Here is a 17,971-nt window from a genome sequence, read left to right on the forward strand (position 1 = left end):
TGCACAACCTCAAAGCCACGGTCACTACCGCGGCGGCAGGTGAGAGCGCGCCAACGGCAGTGTTCGATCTGACGGTGGACACTGCTGTAGCGACCGTGTCGATTACCTACTTGAACGACACCAGCGGTGCGATCACTGGGCCGGTTTTCAATGGTGGTGTGACCGACGCCAATTTGGGGGTGTTCGTTGGCAAGGCCACCCCTAACGGTATTGTCAAGCTTTACAGCGGCGAGACGCTGTTGGGTCAGACCACAGCCAATGCCTCGGGCGACTGGACTTTCCAACCCCTGACGGTGCTGAGCAATACCACGCACAAGTTAACAGCTACGGTTACTACCCTGGCTGGCCAGATCGCAAAATCGGCGGTATTCGAACTGACCGTGAATGCCTTCTTTTACACCTCGTCTATCACAGCTGTAACCGACGATGTCGGTTCGAAAACCGGAGCGATTAGCAACGGTGGCGTGACCGACGACAACAGACCGACCCTCAAGGGCAAGGCAACTTATCACCCTGAAGGCATCATCAAGATCTACGACGGCGCCACGTTGTTGGGCAGTACTAAGCCCGATACCTCAGGAAACTGGAGCTTCACCCCTGAGTCAGCGTTGAGCAATGGCCTGCACACCCTTAGAGTCACCAATACTACCCCGGCGCAGGGTGAGCGCGAGGGCGGCACGCCGCAGTTCAAACTGACGGTGAATGCTCCTGTAGCCGCGCCCATGTCGATCACCCTTGTGACCGACGACGTCGGTAAGGCGGTTCAACATGCGTCGCGCATTGCCTTGGCCAAGGATGATGTTGATTCAGCCCAGAACAACTTGGATAAACAGGTTGAAGTCTTGCGGGGCATGGATAAAGCTCAAAGTTTGGAGATTGAACAACCCGAAGCTGAAGTCAAATCCAATGTTGCCAACGCGCTATCCATCTCCGGGGCCGACGGTCATTCACTGACGTTGTCGTTGAACGATGTTCTTGTAAGTGGGCAGGTTGATTTGCTACAGGGCGGTGAGCTAGACATCGTGCAGGTGGCGGATAATGCCAGCGAAGTCGACGCGGTTGAAGCAGAGTCTCTGAAAGGCATGGAAAGCTTTGAGGAGAACATGTCTTGCGAGGGCGGCGTGCTTGCCTCGGAAGGTGAAGTACTTGCCCTTTACCAACCCTCCGGTCTTGATACCGAGCTATTGGTGCAACAAGTAGTTTAAGTAATCCTGGATTAGTTATAGAAAAAGCAATGGCGGGTAAGTAATTGCCCGCCACTGTTAGTTGTGCTCTTGAGATGGTTTATGTGGGTATATCAAGGCGCTCAGTGTGCATTGCAGGAGATTGTTCATGTTTAGAAATAAATCGGTAAGGCATCTTTTAAGTGTATGTGGTGTTTCATTGTGCTCGGTCGGGCTCATCAGTTCAGCTGGAGCGCAGGTCACTCCAGCAGTGTTCGGCGAGCCCTACCGTCCAATACAAGCGGTGGCTCCGTCGCAAAGCCAGGTAATTTATTACCAATTGGGCGTGCCAGCCGAAAACGCCTCCGTCGCTCATATCTATGTGGATGGGGAGTTTCATGCTGCGCTGCTGCCGGGAGGCTATACGACGTTTTGCCTGGATCCAGGTAGGCATGGTCTGAACGCCGCTTTCAATGATTCGCCAGTCTATAAAGGCAAGCACGGGCAGCCGGATATCGAACTCAAGGCGGGTGAGGCCTTGTTCTTGCGCGCAGATGAGCAGTTCGGTCCGTTGCCTGTCTCGGTCAGTCGCGAGGTGGCTGAGAAAGAGATGGTTGGCACGCTTCGCCAGGTACAAGTAAAGTCTCGTGCGACAGCAGTCAAGGCTTGTTTGGGTTGACACTGCGCCACCGCAGGGGCCACCAACATAACACTGGAGCTTTGCCATGCACATGCCATTTTGCAGGCAGTGCATGGCTGTGGGTAAAGTTGTAGTCGATGGTCGGCTCCGCGCACTATTCTTTGCGTTTTGGACTGTAGTGCTGTCCTTTTTTAGCCGGTTCCGCAAATGGATGCCCGTTCATCTCCTGTTTCAGGCTGCAACAGCCTTTTGAGACTGATCTTATGTCTCGTCACCGCAGGCGAAATCACACTTCACGCCCATGGTTGTGCCCAATCACAGACTGTAGAAGGCGCTTGGTTCTTGCTGCCATGTTCTTGGCCCGACAGGGAAGTAGAGCTTCTGCTTAACCGGGTGCCACAGACGGAGTAATGGCCTGTTGTCTTGTGTCAGCTATCACTACGATTTTTCATAAATTAAATATATTTTTGGGCCGGAGTATTGCGTGCTTCGGAGGGGCTTTTGATGTTTGTAAAGGTGACAGTTATCCGTCTGACGCTTTTGTTTTTTGTGTCGCTGGTAATGACTTTCTTGCTGTAATGCATTGCGACAGATGCTTCGGCCCACGTATTTGGTGAGCATTTGTAACCAAGGCCTCGATAATCCTGAGTGAGGTAGTCTAGTGCTGGCTGGTTGAATTTAGAGATGTGGGGGTTGTTGCCCATGTTTATATCGAAAATGGGAGCAATAGGAGTACTCAATAATGGCGGCTGGGGGGGGCTAAGTAGTTTTTCGTCATTTACGCTGCACTGGTGGCGCTTGTGGATTAAGCACAGACCAACAGTATTGGTAGGGCAATATTTTTTGAGGTTTTAACTTGAGGTTCTCTATCCATGATGGTAGGCAGATTAGTCTTTCTTTGGCGCTTGTGTTCATTTATTTTTTCTGCTCGCCCCTGAGTGCTTTTTCGGCTGAGGTTGCGCAGAAAAATTTGCTCGGTGAGCTTTTCAAAGGCGTCCGGCCGGTCACCGGTGATCAAGCGCAGGTGATCTATTACCGGGCAGCCGGCAATCCTGCAAGTGGTCCGGCTTACGTTTACCTTGACCAGGAGTTCGTGACCGCGTTGCTACCAGGTGGCTATACATCCTTGTGCACTCGATCTGGTGTCCACACGATGGGAGCCTACCTTGACGAGGCCCCCCTTTATCCAGGAAAGAATGAAGACCTTTACATCACCACGTTAAAAGGCGGGATGACGTACTATCTAAAAGTTCGGGAGCAGGGGGGGACTCTGCCGCTCGTGGTTGGTAAAAGCACCGCGGAGTCGGAGCTGGCCAATGTGCGTTTGCAAATCCACCTGCAGTCCAGGGCTTCGCAAATCGAGAATTGTCGTCACTATGGCTTTATCGAGTCACCTGCCGCCGTAGATAAGATCTATGTGCTTGACATTGATCAGCTGTTTGCCGAACGCAACGGTTCAATGCAGATGAATATTGCCGGTCTCACCTATCCGTTGGACGATGAAGCTTCCAGCCAGCTATTGGGGCAAGCGCGGGCTAATAACCTGCGGTAAGCGCAGATCGACCAGCATTCCCCCTCAAGCATTGTTGAACGGTACATCGCTGGCCTGGCTACGCTGGTCTTTGGTCTTTTGGGGGATTGTTGCCAGCGTCGTTGGGTGGGGCTGGCGTCAGTTGGCATGAACCAGTTTGCTAGTGTCTGCTTGGTGTTCCAAATAGGCAATTGCATTCAATTCCACGCGAATCCACGGCTTTGAACTAGACTCCTCAGTCAGGGGGGGGGGCCGCGACGACTCTGTCTGACGCTGGTCTCTGGTTATCATGTTCAGGTGATGCGGGCGTGCCGGCGTGTGAGCGGGGCAGGGGGCCACGTATTCCTGTGTGTTGTATTGCCGTGGCTAACGTTTACAGCAGCATGGAGAAAAAACATTTGAAATGGTCCGTAGTGACTCCTTTGCGCATCGCTGTGCTGGATGATCATTCATTAATTCAATTGGCAATCAAGTCGCGCCTTTCTCGTGAGGCCGACCTCAACGTTGTGGGTGCCTATAGCAATAGTCGGGACCTGCTTGACGCCTTGCAGAATATGGAAACAGACCTTTTGATCCTCGATTATGTACTGGGCAACGACGAGCTTGATGGCTTGAATTTGCTCCGTCTGATTCGGCGACGCTTTCCAGGCATGTTTATCCTCATTTCCTCCTCGGCTGAAAAACCATCGGTAGTCAATTTGACCTTGAATGCAGGGGCCAATGGCTTTTTTGGCAAGTCGGAGGACGTGGAGGGGCTGGTCGACGCTATTCGTAAAGTCGCCGGAGGTGAGACGTATATTTCACCAATGTTGGCCTACGAACTCGGGAGAGACCCCAATGCTGTTCGGGAGACGCTAGCAACGGATGATGTTATCGGTGGTGACGTCCTGCTGAGCGATCCGATTCTTTCACCCAAGGAGCAGGAAGTGCTTCGCTGCTGCCTGGAGGGTATGTCGGTGTCGCAGATAGCGCGCAAATTTTCCAGAAGCATGAAGACGATAAGCGGTCAAAAGCAGGCCGCTTTCCGCAAGCTAGGTGTTCGCACTGATGCTGAATTATTTAAGCTCGAGCAAAGCCTCAAAGGTTTTTGAGGGGGCTCTATTGAGTATCCAAGATGTCTTTTCAGTTGCTGCGTTGCCTACAGTGTTTTACGTGTTCTCTTTTTTTATTTTCTCTGTCTGTTTTTCAGTCTGTGCAGGCCTCTGCGCCATTGGAAGATTCGGTCGATCTCAAGCTGATTGACCGTTCGAGCTTGGAAGAGGGAGCGGTGGAGTTGTCCAGTGAAGACTGGAAATGGGTGCGTAACAAACGGGAACTGGTATTGGGCGTGGCTCCTCCAAACTTTTTTCCGGTGGAGATTATCTCCAGTGGCAGTTACTACGAAGGGGTGACAGCCGATGTGCTGGGTATTATCGGTAGGCTGCTGCATATTGAGGTTCGCGTTGTTCAATTCAGGGATCGCTCGGCCGCGTTGAGCGCCCTTGAGATGGGCTTGATAGATATTGTAGGCAGTGCGAATGATTACGAACTGGCTACGTACAGGGTTCAACTGACTCAAAAATACATCGATGATCAGCCGGTACTCTATGTGCGAAAGGCGGAGGTGCGCGCTATACCTTCTCGGCTCAACGGCATGCACATCGCGATGGCTGAAGATTATTTGCCGGTTGGACAGCTTAAAGCGCTTTATCCTACTGCACAGTTCGTGACCTATGCGTCTCGAGAGAAAGCCCTGGCAGCATTGGCGTTTGGAAATGCCGATATGTATTTGGGTGACATGGTCTCAAGCAACTACCATGTAAATCTTAACTACTTCAACTATGTGCGAATGCACACTGCATTATTGGATATTCCTACCGGTGGTTTTGCGTTTGCCGTTCGTTCAGATGCGAATCGTCTGGATAAAGTTCTCAACACCACCCTGAAACTAGTTCGTGATGTGTATTCGGCGGAGATTCTCAAGCGTTGGTCGGGTGGCGGGGCATCGATCATATCTTCCAAAGTGGAGCTGTCTCCCTCGGAGCAGCGCTGGATCACTCGACATCCGCTGGTTCGGTATGTCGTGACACGCGACACCGCCCCTTTGTCGTACTTCGATACAGAAGGCCGCTTCAGTGGCGTCAGCGCCGATTTGCTGAAGGCAATCTCTGTGCGGACTGGGCTTACTTTCAAACCTGTGCTGGCGGATGAGTTGAGTGACCATGTCAACTTTATCGAAAAGGGTGAAGCTGATCTGGCCACACTGGTTCCGACCGTTGGGCGAGAAATGGCGATGCGCTTCACCCGGCCACAAGTGTTTACGTCCTACGCGATCATTACGTTAAATGCTCCGGGTCAACCAATTAGCTTGGAGGAGTTGAAACACAAGCGTATTGCCTTGCCGCTTAATCATGCGCTTCGAGAATTGATGCAGCCGTCATCTGATTTTAATTTCGTAGAGGCTGCGACATTACTGGATGCGATGGATATGGTTGTCAATGGAGAGGCGGATGCCACGGCCGCCTTTTTGCCAGTTGCTCAGTACTACACGATGACGCTGCACGATGGTAACTTGAAAATTTCCAATATTATTGAAGATATCCCCGCGTCTTTGGCATTTGCGATGCGAAAGGGCGATACGGAACTGGCCTCTATCCTAGACAAGGCATTGTTGCAGATATCTCCTAATGAAATCGACATGTTTCAAAATCGTTGGCGTCCAAAGGTCGATGTGTCGAAAGTGTCTTGGTGGGATTATCGTGGGCTTATCTACAAGATCGGTGGTGCAGCTTTTGCCTTTATCTTGCTGTCGTTTGCCTGGAATTTCTATATCCGCTCTCAGTACAAGCTTCGCCAGCAAGCCGAAACTGCACTGAACGATCAACTGAACTTCATGAACGCATTGATTAATGGAACGCCGCACCCGATTTATGTGCGAGATCGGGCAGGGCGTATGGTTACGTGCAATTCAAATTATCTGGCGGTGTTTGGTGCGACAGCAAATGCAGTTATCGGCAAGTCGACGTTAGAGGGTTTAAAAATCAACCGCCAGGAGGCATTGCAATTTCATGATGACTATATGTCTGTCATGGAGAAAGGTGAGCCTTTGGAAATTGACCGAGAGCTGCATTTGCCAGGGAGGTTGCTGAATATTTATCACTGGATTCATCCGTATCGCGACTCACAAGGCGTGGTAAAGGGTGTGATTTGCGGATGGATCGACATTAGTGATCGGCGTCTGTTAATGGAAGAGTTGCGCACAGCGCTTGAGGCTGCGGATCAATCCAGTCGAGCCAAGACCATATTCCTGGCGACGATGAGCCATGAAATCCGCACGCCGATGAGTGCGGTGATCGGAATGCTGGAGTTGGCGATGAGGCACGCCGATCAGGGCCGTTTGGACAGGCCTGCGATAGAGATAGCCTACGATTCCGCTCGGGGGCTGTTGGAATTGATCGGGGACATTCTTGATGTGGTGCGTATTGAGTCCGGTCATATCAGCCTCAGTCCGAAACGGGCCAACTTGCGCGAGCTGGTGGAGTCTGTCGCGCGTGTGTTCGACGGCTTGGCACGTCAGAAGGCATTGACGCTAAGCTTGCACATTGACTCCAGCGTAAACTGCGACGTATTGGTGGATCCAATGCGTTTCAAGCAAATCCTTTCCAATCTGGTTGGCAATGCCATCAAATTCACCGACACCGGTGAGGTCAAGGTTACTGTCAATGGCACCCCGATTGACGATGAGCGCTTGTCGGTGCAGCTTGCTGTGGAGGACACGGGAATTGGTATCTCGGCGGAGGAACTGAGCAAGCTGTTTCAGCCGTTTGTGCAGGCCAATCACGGCCTTACTTCCAGGGGGGGGACTGGCTTGGGGCTGGCGATTTGCAAGTCGCTGTGCGAGTTGATGGGCGGCGAAGTATCTGCGCGAAGTGTGCTGGGTAAAGGCACTTGCGTTTCTCTGGCTATGCCTTTCAGCGTGCTTCCCGCGATACCAAGGGGGGGGCAGATTCAGGAAGAGACAAGTGAGAAGGAGCTTCCAGCACTGAATATCCTAGTGATTGATGATCAGCCTACCAATCGGGTGCTGCTGACCCAGCAACTGGCATACCACGGTCAGACAGTCCGGAGCGCGCAGAACGGTGAAGAGGGGCTCAGGTTATGGCGGGAGGGTAACGTCGATCTGATCTTTACTGATTGCAATATGCCTGTGATGAACGGCTACGAGATGGTGCGAGCCATTCGCCTGGAGGAAGCACATAACGCTTGGCCACGGTGCACAATCATCGGTTTCACGGCCAATGCGCAGCCCGATGAAAAGATAAAATGTCATGAAGTAGGTATGGATGATTGTTTGTTCAAGCCGGTAAGTTTGAGCGCTTTGTCGACGGTGCTTACGATTGTAGCGGGAGTGCAGGGTATCGCTCAGCCGAAGTTGGAAGGGGAAACTACGAATGTTGCTGGCGGACAAAGCATCGAAGCGATACTTCATGATTTGACGGGGGGGGATAGCGCGATGACTCAAGCGTTGATAGCTGAGGCACATAGTAGCTACACGCGTGATCTCTCAGAACTCAAGGTGCAATTACAGGTTTTTTCGCCAGACTCCTTGTCGAATCTTGCTCACCGAATCAGAGGTGCAGCGCGTATCTTGCAGGCGAATGAAATCATCGAAGCTTGTGATCATATCGAACGACTGTGCACTGAATTGCCTGTCGATCAGGTTGCCGTTCTGGCCCAGGCCGAAGTAGTGGAAGCGGAGCTTGAGCGCCTTATTGCGAAGGTGGGGGCCATTGGCGGTTAGCGTGTTTGACTTCCGTTATGTAGGAGCGAGCGTGCTCACGATGGATTCAAGAGCGCTTCGTACAGTAACGAAGTGCGTGTAATCGTTAGCATCATCGCGATCAAGCCCGCTCCCGTTAAACTGAAACTTCAAAGTTTTACCATCTGGTTTTTGCTGTCGATCTGCTTCATTTCTACCTCGGCTTGTCGCTCCGAGAACAAGCGCCACTCGCGCTGAATAATGTCGTAAGGCACATAAACACTCAGGCTTTTGCTGTTTTTCAACGAAGGCAGCAGTGGTGCTTGTGGCAAGAAAATCCCTACTGTCATCCCAACCACGGCGCCATCGGCACCATAAACCGGCCCACCAGACATACCTTGTACTACAGGGGCGTCATTGAGGGCGTAGGGCGTGTTGTCGCCCTCGCGATTCAAGCTGACACGAGGTCCCTTGCTGGTACCAGAGCCCTTGACTGTCACCAGGAATGGACTTAACCCAACCGTTTGCAATTTCTCGCCAACAATGGTTGGGCGCCACGTCGGTACAGACCCGTCGGCATCGCGACGAATAAAAACAAGGTCACAGCCAGTACTGCACCGATGTACAACATCGGAGAGCAGCGGAATATGCGCAGCACTAACCGCGTACTGGCGGTTCCACTGAACGGCACTGCCCTGAAACATGTAAGGCGCAGGAATTCCGGAGCTGACCGTGAAGTAACCCGGGAATGTTTCGTCCGGAGCTGTCGGTTGAGGTATCCCATTGCAACCAACCAGTACAGAAAGCGTAAGGCCCAGTGCTGCAATTTTGATAGCTGCCATGATCCATTCCTTTTTGTGTGGTCCTGAGCGTGAGATTAGGACGAATCTTATTGAGGTGTTAGAAATTTATCGATCGATAGCTGGTCCGCATTTTTCCTTTCGTTGTTTGGTTAGGTGGATCGTTATTGGCGCTTTGCTGATCCTTTGTAGGCTCGGCTCAGCCAGTCGGTCTTTTTCGGACTGATCTCATGTCTCGTGCGGGATGAGGAATTTACTGTCTCAGACCGCCGGATTCGTTGACAGGGTGCGCGAATCCCTCTGGCTCCGCTCTGTAGTGGTGGAGTGGCAATTCCCTTCGTAGAGGAGAGCAAATATGAAAAATCCCACCTTGTCTGTTGCGGATGTGGCGGCGGCTTTGTTGAATCAGAAGCAGGCTGTGACAGGCATCGACTTCAGTGCTTGGTCGTTTAACGAGTTGGAGTCAATGCATCCCGCAACATTCATAGCGGATGTTAATAGCGCTGTGTTGGATGTCGGTGAGGGGGTGGCGAGCGATCCAGATGCTCAGCGCCTGTTGCGTGGTGTCTTAAATGTGGCATTGGTTTCACATGAAAGCCTGCGATTAGTCGTTCCTGATGCGCTGCTTGATACAGCTGAAATCGTAAAAATCGGCGAAAGCACTGTTCAGTCAGTCAGTGAAGGCGAGGGGTTGAGTGATCAGCCCGAGGTGATGAGCAATACGGGTCAGTCTGAGACCTTTAGTTCAGATACGGCAGTGCAGAGGGCGGTCTTGCCTGGGGTGGGGACGCTTGCCGCGTCGCTTGATCCTCATCCCATGCCGGAGGCGATGTCGATGGAAGTGAGTGCTGAGGATGTTCAGGGCGTGGGCGGCTTGTCTGGAGCCACTTCCGCCAGCGACCAGCTGCTCGGTTCCGAGCTAATGCCTGGTGCTCAAGTCGAGCTTGCCGATTCGACCGCGTTGAATGTATCGGTGAATGTTATTGCTAACCTCTCGCAGGGGGAGGTGCTCGAAAGTGGTGGTGAGTCGGTTTTAATGGAGGTTAATGATTTTCTTCTTTTGCCGGGGGGGAGCTCTGAAGTTTCGTTGGAGCTGGAGGATCTGATAGTTGATTTCAGTGATCCGGTTGGGCAGGTATTCACTGGTGTAGAGGGTGAATGTGTTTATCAAGATGTGCATGTCGCAGCAATTGAGAAGGAGCCGCTGGATTCGGAAGGTGCGAAAGACGTGTTCTGAGGTTTCGCAAGGGCTACTGTTGCGGCTGCCTGACTTGGCATTTTTGTAGTATGAAAGGCTGTGTGGCGCTGACTACTTGTCATGCAGCCCTTTCCTGAGCGTTCTGAAGGATGGGCGCAATTGAAATACAGAAGAATCTCGTAGTGACTGCTTGTCTCCCTGAATAACTTACGTGTAATTATTCGGCTTAAATAGAATTGGGGGGCGGAGTGTGGCTTTAGAAAGTGGTAATTGAGTTTGTGTCCATTTTGTCGTTTCCGAGGCTGATGCGGGACGATTTCCAGTGTTGTCAGTGTGTATGCGTGTGACCTCATTTCTAGGGATTTTTGTCACTTCAATTGTCGCAGCTATTTACGAACTCAATACTGAAGATATTACTTCAGGTCGTAAGCGGGAACTACACAGTCCGGGTTACAAGGTGTTGACCATTACATCCGAGTATTCTCTGCTTTGGGAGCGGCGGCCTGAGGACGAGCAATTCGCCTTTGTGGGAACGTAGCAGTTCTGTATCAAGTACTAGAGAAGAGATATTCAAGCTGTAGTCGTCTGTGGGATTGTTCTTTGGGGTGTGTCGTTAAATGTCAAATATTTGGCTTTTTATGTCATGTTTTCCAATGGCTGAGAAGGGATACTCGAAGGCGGTTAAATCTTGTTCTGCGGGGGGTGCCATGCCGGCTCGCATCCCTTCCTCGTACTGCGTTTTCGTCTAGTCTCCGTGAAAACCTTTGGCACCGTTGACCGGCTCAGGCTGGAAGGCATCGCCCAGGCGGGTTTTATCCGAACAATCCTATAGCGTTGAGGACGATAATCGAATGTCTCGATTTAGAAAAAGCACCCTTGTGATTGCATTGCTGGCGGTGGGTATTTTGTCTGCTGAAGCTGCAGAAACCAAAGTGAATAGCGATAACTTTGTGCGAGCGGAAAGCGATCTTTACTTCTCTGGAGTTGCGGCAAAATATGGGTTCGGCAAGCTTGGGCATGAGCGTGCGATGGCGCCAATCGACAAACAAACCATTATTCGACTGAATCGCGATACCTTGTACTCGGGTGGCGTGTTCGACCTTGATGCCGGGCCGGTCACTATCACGTTGCCTGATCCAGGCAAGCGTTTCCTTTCGGTCCAGGTCATCGATGAGGATCATTACACTCATGATGTGCACTACGGCGCCGGTAAGGTAACGCTCAGTCGCGAAACGATCGGTACACGTTATGGCTTTGTAGGCATCCGCATTCTCGCGAACCCGAATGATGCGGCGGATCTGAACCATGTCCACGCACTTCAGGATGGCATAAAGGTCTCGCAGGCTGGTGTCGGTCAGCTCGAGCTTCCAAAGTGGGACAAGGCAAGCCAGGATCGCACTCGCGCGATACTGTTGGAGTTGGCGGCGCTACTGCCCGATACCAAGGGCATGTTTGGTTCGCGCAGCGAAGTTCAGCCAGTTCGACATCTGATTGGTGCGGCCATGGGCTGGGGCGGTAATCCTTCTCGCGATGCGTTGTATCTGAACCGAACAGTCCCAAAAAACGATGGACAGACTGTGTACCGGTTGAAAGTTGGAAAGGTGCCAGTGGACGGGTTCTGGTCGATCACCGTTTATAACGCCGACGGTTACCTCGCACCCAATAATTACAATGCCTACACGCTCAATAATCTGACGGCCGTGCGTGATGCCGAGGGCAATGTCAATGTTCAATTTGGTGGTTGCGACGGCAAAATAGCTAACTGCTTGCCCGTTCCTGCTGGGTGGAACTGGATGGTAAGGCTTTATCGGCCGAGCGCTGAAATTCTCAACGGGGCCTGGAGCTTTCCGGATGTGGAGGAAGTCAAATGAGGCGCCGCGAGCTCCTGAAACTTTCTCTGTTGGCCGCGGCTCTTCCTGCATTTTCGCTTAAAGCACAGGAGAGTCTGGACAGCCTTGCGCGCGAGGCGTTTATCTATCTCTACCCGATGGTGAAAAATTACCTGACGCTCTATCAATATGCGATAGAGCTTGGCGGAACTCAGTACAAGGGCCGTATCAACACGCTTAATAGCGTTGCCCGCGTATACACCCCCGCGGATACCGGGATTATTACGCCCAACTCCGACACACCGTACTCTTTCCTGGTTATGGATCTGCGCACGGAACCGCTTGTAGTCACCCTGCCGAAGATAGATGAGGGGCGCTACTATTCCATGCAGCTCGTTGATTTGTATACCCACAATGTCGGGTATCTGGGGACGCGAGAAGATGGAAATGGTGGCGGTGATTTTCTGATAGCAGGTCCTGATTGGCAGGGGGCAATTCCCAAGGGGGTCAAGCGCGTAGTGCGCATGACCACTGAGTTGGGGTTAGGGATTATTCGCACACAATTGTTTTCCTCAAATGATCTGGAGGAGGTAAAACGAATTCAGGCGGGGTACAAGGTTCAGCTGCTTTCCGCTTATGCCGCAACTCCAGCGCCGGTTTCGGCACCTGCGGTGGTCTGGCCAGTGATTTCGGAGTTGCAAATGGTCACTGATTTTTGGCCGCTTGCCGCCTTTCTGCTGCAATTCGCTCCCGCGTTGCCAGGAGATGAGGCGTTACGAGCTCAGTTTTCCAGGCTTGGCCTGCAAGCGGGCGCCCATTGGCCTGCGGCGGGCTTCGATAGCGCATTGCAAGTCGAGTCTGCCGGGGTGTCTGCGCAGCAGAAATTGGCGGCTAACGTTCTCAAGCTCAAAACGTCTGCGGGGCTATTTGGTTCGCCCCAGGAGATGAGGGGCAGGTTTATGGAGCGCGCTATGGGGGCGATGGCCGGGATCTACGGTAACTCGGTTCAAGAGGCGCTCTACCCGACTTACCTCGTAGATTCAGATGGCAATCCACTTGATACATCGAAGAAGCGCTACGCCTTGCGATTTATCAAGGGCAACCTGCCCCCCGTAGAGGCATTCTGGTCTATCACCATGTATGACGGTGTGGCGCGCCTGTTGGTGCGCAACGCCTTGAATCGGTATCTGATCAACTCTTCGATGCTCCCAGAACTTAAGGTTGATGATAACGGGGACATCGTGATTTACCTTCAGCATTCGAGTCCGGGTGAAACGCTTGAATCCAATTGGTTGCCAGCGCCCGCTGGACCGATGGGGGTGGTGATGCGTCTCTATTTGCCAAAAGCTTCTGCCCTGGATGGCCGCTGGCAGCCGCCGATCATCGAAACCTTATCTTGAAATTAACTCCTGAGGGAAACCTTTGAATGAAGTTTGCTAGCGGTTTCCAGCTATTGGCTATTGGCTTTGCATTTTCTTCGGCGTCGGTATGTGCAGATGAGGGCGAATGGCAGATCGATGTGTCTTCTTATGGTTGGTTGCCCAAGACTACCAGTGGTGTGGAAACACCCTTTGGAACAGCGACATCAGAGTTGAGTGCCAGTGATGCAGTGGATTCGCTTGATGCCGCCCTCATGGGCACCGTGTCCGCCCGCAAGGGGCGATGGTCGTTGGTGGGAGACGTGTTCTACATGGACCTTTCTTTTCGCGACCGCACGCCATTCGCCAGGCTGTTTTCTGACATTGACACCAGGACCACTCTCGCTTCGGTCGCAGGGTATGGGCTTTATGAAGTTTTAAGTCTCGATCGTTTTCGTTTGGATGCGGGCTTGGGATTGCGCTGGGTTTCAAACGATGTCGATGTATCGCTTCGGGGTATTTCGCGGCCCGATTATGACGTTAGCGTGCACGACAGCTGGGTTGACCCTTTGTTGGCTGTTCGCGTGAGTGCGCAATTGAGCGACCGTTGGCGTGCCGTTCTGTGGGTTGATGGGGGCGGCGGCGATATCGGTGATGCTTCACGCGAGACGTGGCAAATTACCTCTGTTGTCTCATTTAAAGTGAGTGAGCAATGGTCTGTCAGTGGTGGATATCGCCATCTCTATATCGATCGGGAGAGTGACGGCGTTGCTTATGATCTGAAGCTTTCCGGGCCGATCTTGGGAGCTAGTTTCAGCTTTTAAGCGATGCCTGCCCAGATAGGCTTATTCGCTTCACAATCGGTGGTGCGAGTGGTTGGCATCGCTGGAATTTACAGGCGCCTCGTGCGCCCGTATTTTATTGAACTGATGTAGGTCCATCGCCATGAGGATGTGAGGGCGATGGAATAATTGGTAATTTTGATACTCCCTCTCCAATGCTCGCTCGTGTACATCAGGTCACCTGAATTGTGCGTACTGAGCGATGACTGCCGCTAGACACCTCTCAATCCATCTGCTTGTGCAGGTGAGATAGCTGTTCCAGACAACGCCGCTTGAATCACCAGGTGGCGCAGTCACAACAACTCGAGTTCTCGTAAGCGAACATCATTCTCCGGATATCGTTGGCCGGACCGCATTCCTCATCGAAATTATCAAGGGTGCCACCACCGGCAGGTCAACGGCCGTTTATCGAGTTGCTTCTGGGGCGGAGAGCGAGTGGGGGGCTTTGGGACAGATCCTATGTCGACAAAAAAACTGCGGAATTTAGTCTGACCGGGATTGGAAAATCTCAGTGCTCCTGGCTATTTCGGTGGAAATTTCGAGTGGGTCGCCCCCCCTTAGAAAGGTAACTCTGTGTGAACTTGACTAACGTAAGTATTTCCGTGGTTGATAGCGCAACTGTGACATTGACGCGTGATTTGCCGCCGCCATCCAATAAGACTGTACGAATTCAGGCAATCAAGGGTGGCAAATATATTCTTTTCGCTGGCGAGCATGGGGCTGCACCGGAGAAGATTGTTGCCAGGCGTGTAGGTAAGGACCTGCACGTATCACTTGAGGGGGAAGACCCGGATGCTCCTCGGCGGATTATCGAGGACTTCTATGAGTTCGAAGGACAGCTCATCGGCATGTCTCAAGATTCCACCTATCACCCGTATGTGGTGGTCGACGCGGAGGGCGGACTCGAAGCTGCATTTCTGCAGGATGGCATTTCTTCGCCGCTCGCCCTGGATCGTGCAAGTCTTGCTGGATTTGAACCGCGCTCGTTGTCTGCGTCAGGCGGTCATTTTTCGACCTCGGTGCTTGGGATTGGTGCTCTGGGGTTGTTGGGTGTTGCCGCTAAGGCCGGTGGGGGCGGTGGTGGCGGCAGTGCACAAGCGCCCGTAACGCCCACCACCACCGGTTGCTCCGCCCACTCCGGACGCTGTGAATATCAGCGATACTTCCGGTAGCAACAATCAACCTATCCTGAGCGGTAGCGGTCGTCCGGGCGACACTATGCAGATCCTCGACAGTGGCGTAGTGATTGGTGAGGTCGTGATTGGTGAGGGGGGCAAGTGGGCCTTCACCCTCCAGCCCTGGCCGATGGTGATCACAGCCTGACCATTATCATTAAGGATCCGGATGGCAACGTCAGTAACGAGTCTGAATCTGTCGACTTGAAGATCGATACGGTGTCCCCCGAGGCACCGACCTTCAACACCCTGCCAGGAGCGACCAACGAGAACCCGACCCTGAGCGGCAGCGGTACCCCGGGCGAGACCATCGTCATCCGCGACAGCGGCAACGAAATCGGCCGCGTCGTAGTGGGCGAGGACGGCAGCTGGTCGTTCACTCCAACTCCGGCCCTGGGTGAAGGCGAACACAGCCTGACCGTGGAAGCGGTGAACGCGGCGGGTAACGTCTCTGCGCCGTCGGCACCGGGTGTGATCGTCATCGACACCGAACTGCCGGATGCTCCGAGCTTCAATACCCTGCCAGGCGCGAGCAACGAGAACCCGACCCTGAGCGGCAGTGGTACCCCGGGCGAGACCATCGTCATCCGTGACAACGGCAACGAAATCGGCCGCGTCGTAGTGGGCGAGGATGGCAGCTGGTCGTTCACTCCAACTCCGGCCCTGGGCGAAGGCGACCACAGCCTGACCGTGGAAGCTGTGGACGCGGCGGGTAACGTCTCTGCGCCGTCGGCACCGGGTGTGATCGTCATCGACACTATTGCTCCGGTCGCTCTGAGCTTCAACACCCTGCCGGGTACGACCAACGAGAATCCGACCCTGAGCGGTAGCGGCGCTGCGGGCAAGACCATCGTCATCCGTGACAACGGTAACGAAATCGGCCGCATCGAAGTGGGCGAGGACGGTAGCTGGTCGTTCACTCCAACTCCAGCCCTGGGCGAAGGCGAACACAGCCTGACCGTGGAAGTGGCGGATGCCGCTGGCAATGTGTCAACATCGGCCCGCAGATTATCGTCATCGACACCACGGCGCCGTTGTCGGTAGCCACGCTCAAACACATGAACGTAAACGTCCGCTAAACTCGGCTTGCTCAAGTTAGTCAGGAAATCATCGAAACGACAGCAATTACTCGATCTCACTCACGCGCAGCGTAGTCAGTCGAGTTAGAGCCTCCTTCAAATAAACATTTGGATCATGCCCATTGAGCGGTACCAGCGGGACCAAAATCATTTTCGCCCGTATGATTCCGCAAAGAGTCAGTTCTTGAGCTCCTTTACCACAATGCTGGGCGATTGCGTATTTCGTTCGGTCAGTTTCCACTGCGATCAACCCGTTATAACAATGACAATGTCAAAGGATGCACTGTTGAGTGGCTTTCGAAAATTTGTGTGTGTGGGGGGCGTTGATGAGTGGCGGGCATCTTCCCAGTCCCAAAGAATAGACCAATGACAATGTTTCTCTAGTCAATGGTTCGGGATTGGGAAGATGTATTCATAAGGAGTTGCTTAGTCCGCCTTGCGAACTGCTCGGTAGGCCAGTGCGCCAAGTACACCGCCAACCAGTGGCGCTACAAAGAACGCCCACAGCTGTTGCAGGAACAAGGGGTTGGCAAAAAGCGCTACCCCCAGACTGCGTGCAGGATTTACCGAGGTGTTATCGATAGGGATGCTGATTAAATGGATCAGGGTCAGCCCCAGGCCAATGGCGATTGGAGCAAAGCCTAACGGAGCCAATTTATCGGTAGCCCCCATGATAATGAACAGGAAGAACGCGGTCAGGAGTACCTCGGCGATCAGTACTGATTGCAGGCTGTAACTACCTGGCGAGCCTTGAGCACCGTAGCCGTTGGCGGCGAAGCCGGACATTGGATCGAAGCTGGGGCTGCCGCTGGCGATCAGAAAAAGGGCACCGCCGGCGAGTACGCCACCGATCAGTTGGGCAAGAATGTAGGGCACGAGTTCGTGTGCGTTGAATCGTCCGCCAGCCCACAAACCCAGGCTGACCGCAGGGTTGAGGTGGCAGCCGGAGATTGGCCCGATGGCATAGGCCATCGTCACGACAGTCAAGCCAAAGGCTAGAGAAACACCAAGAAGCCCAATGCCTTGAGCAGCGAAAATGGCACTGCCACAGCCGCCGAAGACAAGCCAGAACGTGCCGATGAGCTCGGCATTCAATTTACGAAACATGCATCCTCCAGTTTTTAGTCCATACGCCCCGAATGGGCGCATGGATGCTAGATGGGGAGGGGGAGTTTCGGTATGGGACTGGTCTTGAAAGTGAAAGTAGTCGCGTTTGTTTTCTGATCTTGTGCGACAAGGCGCGTAGAAGTTTTCGACGTAATCGGCTATCCACATTTCTAAAGGCAAGAGCAGAGTCGTCGCTCTTTGTCTCAGCTATAGTTACTAGATTGAATGCTGGCCAAGTGTGTTCTTTTCGCTGAGGGCGTGAATCATTAATTGGACAAGAATAAATGGATTTCCAGACGAATCTTATGGTTGCGAGGCAGGGATTGAGCGATTCTGGCGCTCGCTCGGTTACCTGTTTGAGTAGCAAGCACAGGGGGACAGGTAACCATGGCGGATCCCGGTTGTGGTATTTACGCAATCGGGGTTTTTTATCTGCACGATTTTCACGTATATCTACTTGGCAGCGATCATGGGTTGATTGGGCAGAAGGCGAGAAGGGGGGGGCTGGCTA

At 52.9% G+C, this 17,971-nt stretch carries 13 protein-coding genes; 11 read left to right on the forward strand and 2 right to left on the reverse strand.

Annotated features, from left to right (window positions below; all coding sequences use genetic code 11):
* From AC07YV_RS27395 to AC07YV_RS27415, 5 genes are all read left to right on the forward strand, one after another.
* The coding region (locus AC07YV_RS27395) for an Ig-like domain-containing protein (RefSeq protein WP_494990375.1) at positions 1-1,205 on the forward strand (1,205 nt) is incomplete at its 5' end.
* 127 nt (positions 1,206-1,332) lie between these two features.
* Positions 1,333-1,842 (forward strand): hypothetical protein, encoded by a 510-nt coding sequence (locus tag AC07YV_RS27400; RefSeq protein WP_146025423.1) that lies wholly within the window; start codon positions 1,333-1,335, stop codon positions 1,840-1,842.
* Positions 1,843-2,659: 817 nt separating this feature from the next.
* The gene (locus AC07YV_RS27405) at positions 2,660-3,355 is read left to right on the forward strand and encodes a hypothetical protein (RefSeq protein ID WP_102702374.1); all 696 of its coding nucleotides are present in this window, start codon (positions 2,660-2,662) and stop codon (positions 3,353-3,355) included.
* A 377-nt stretch (positions 3,356-3,732) separates the two neighbouring features.
* On the forward strand, positions 3,733-4,425 hold the full coding sequence (locus tag AC07YV_RS27410; protein WP_102702373.1) for a response regulator: 693 nt from the start codon (positions 3,733-3,735) through the stop codon (positions 4,423-4,425).
* Positions 4,426-4,448: 23 nt separating this feature from the next.
* Positions 4,449-8,114 (forward strand): ATP-binding protein, encoded by a 3,666-nt coding sequence (locus AC07YV_RS27415; RefSeq protein WP_102702372.1) that lies wholly within the window; start codon positions 4,449-4,451, stop codon positions 8,112-8,114.
* Between the two features lie 128 nt (positions 8,115-8,242).
* Here the strand turns inward: AC07YV_RS27415 and AC07YV_RS27420 are convergent, their stop codons facing one another.
* Complete coding sequence (locus AC07YV_RS27420) at positions 8,243-8,914, reverse strand: S1C family serine protease (RefSeq protein WP_178085961.1); 672 nt, start codon at positions 8,912-8,914, stop codon at positions 8,243-8,245.
* A 313-nt stretch (positions 8,915-9,227) separates the two neighbouring features.
* On the opposite strand from AC07YV_RS27420, the gene AC07YV_RS27425 reads away from it, so the two are divergent.
* The 6 genes from AC07YV_RS27425 (at position 9,228) to AC07YV_RS27450 (ending at position 16,318) form a co-directional block, all read left to right on the forward strand.
* Positions 9,228-10,109 (forward strand): hypothetical protein, encoded by an 882-nt coding sequence (locus AC07YV_RS27425; protein WP_102702371.1) that lies wholly within the window; start codon positions 9,228-9,230, stop codon positions 10,107-10,109.
* Between the two features lie 812 nt (positions 10,110-10,921).
* Positions 10,922-11,941, forward strand: a complete 1,020-nt coding sequence (locus AC07YV_RS27430) for a DUF1214 domain-containing protein (protein ID WP_102702370.1) — start codon at positions 10,922-10,924, stop codon at positions 11,939-11,941.
* Positions 11,938-13,299, forward strand: a complete 1,362-nt coding sequence (locus tag AC07YV_RS27435; protein WP_102702369.1) for a DUF1254 domain-containing protein — start codon at positions 11,938-11,940, stop codon at positions 13,297-13,299. The genes AC07YV_RS27430 and AC07YV_RS27435 overlap by 4 nt, the downstream gene beginning before the upstream one ends.
* A 26-nt stretch (positions 13,300-13,325) precedes the next feature.
* On the forward strand, positions 13,326-14,081 hold the full coding sequence (locus AC07YV_RS27440; RefSeq protein ID WP_102702368.1) for a porin family protein: 756 nt from the start codon (positions 13,326-13,328) through the stop codon (positions 14,079-14,081).
* Between the two features lie 593 nt (positions 14,082-14,674).
* Positions 14,675-15,271, forward strand: coding sequence for a hypothetical protein (locus AC07YV_RS27445; RefSeq protein ID WP_102702367.1), 597 nt, complete (start codon positions 14,675-14,677; stop codon positions 15,269-15,271).
* A gap of 105 nt (positions 15,272-15,376) precedes the next feature.
* On the forward strand, positions 15,377-16,318 hold the full coding sequence (locus AC07YV_RS27450; protein ID WP_102702366.1) for an Ig-like domain-containing protein: 942 nt from the start codon (positions 15,377-15,379) through the stop codon (positions 16,316-16,318).
* A 461-nt stretch (positions 16,319-16,779) separates the two neighbouring features.
* Here the strand turns inward: AC07YV_RS27450 and aqpZ are convergent, their stop codons facing one another.
* Entirely contained in the window at positions 16,780-17,460 is a 681-nt protein-coding gene (aqpZ, locus tag AC07YV_RS27455; RefSeq protein WP_102616766.1) for an aquaporin Z, read from the reverse strand.
* Positions 17,461-17,971 lie beyond the last annotated feature (511 nt).

Source organism: Pseudomonas sp. GW456-E7 (assembly GCF_059424105.1).

Bases quoted from the DNA above. Each gene is read 5' to 3' on its own strand.
- AC07YV_RS27425 (WP_102702371.1), top strand. From the start codon at position 9,228: ATGAAAAATCCCACCTTGTCTGTTGCGGATGTGGCGGCGGCTTTGTTG.
- AC07YV_RS27430 (WP_102702370.1), top strand. From the start codon at position 10,922: ATGTCTCGATTTAGAAAAAGCACCCTTGTGATTGCATTGCTGGCGGTG.
- aqpZ (WP_102616766.1), bottom strand. From the start codon at position 17,460: ATGTTTCGTAAATTGAATGCCGAGCTCATCGGCACGTTCTGGCTTGTC.
- AC07YV_RS27400 (WP_146025423.1), top strand. From the start codon at position 1,333: ATGTTTAGAAATAAATCGGTAAGGCATCTTTTAAGTGTATGTGGTGTT.
- AC07YV_RS27420 (WP_178085961.1), bottom strand. From the start codon at position 8,914: ATGGCAGCTATCAAAATTGCAGCACTGGGCCTTACGCTTTCTGTACTG.
- AC07YV_RS27440 (WP_102702368.1), top strand. From the start codon at position 13,326: ATGAAGTTTGCTAGCGGTTTCCAGCTATTGGCTATTGGCTTTGCATTT.
- AC07YV_RS27415 (WP_102702372.1), top strand. From the start codon at position 4,449: ATGTCTTTTCAGTTGCTGCGTTGCCTACAGTGTTTTACGTGTTCTCTT.
- AC07YV_RS27435 (WP_102702369.1), top strand. From the start codon at position 11,938: ATGAGGCGCCGCGAGCTCCTGAAACTTTCTCTGTTGGCCGCGGCTCTT.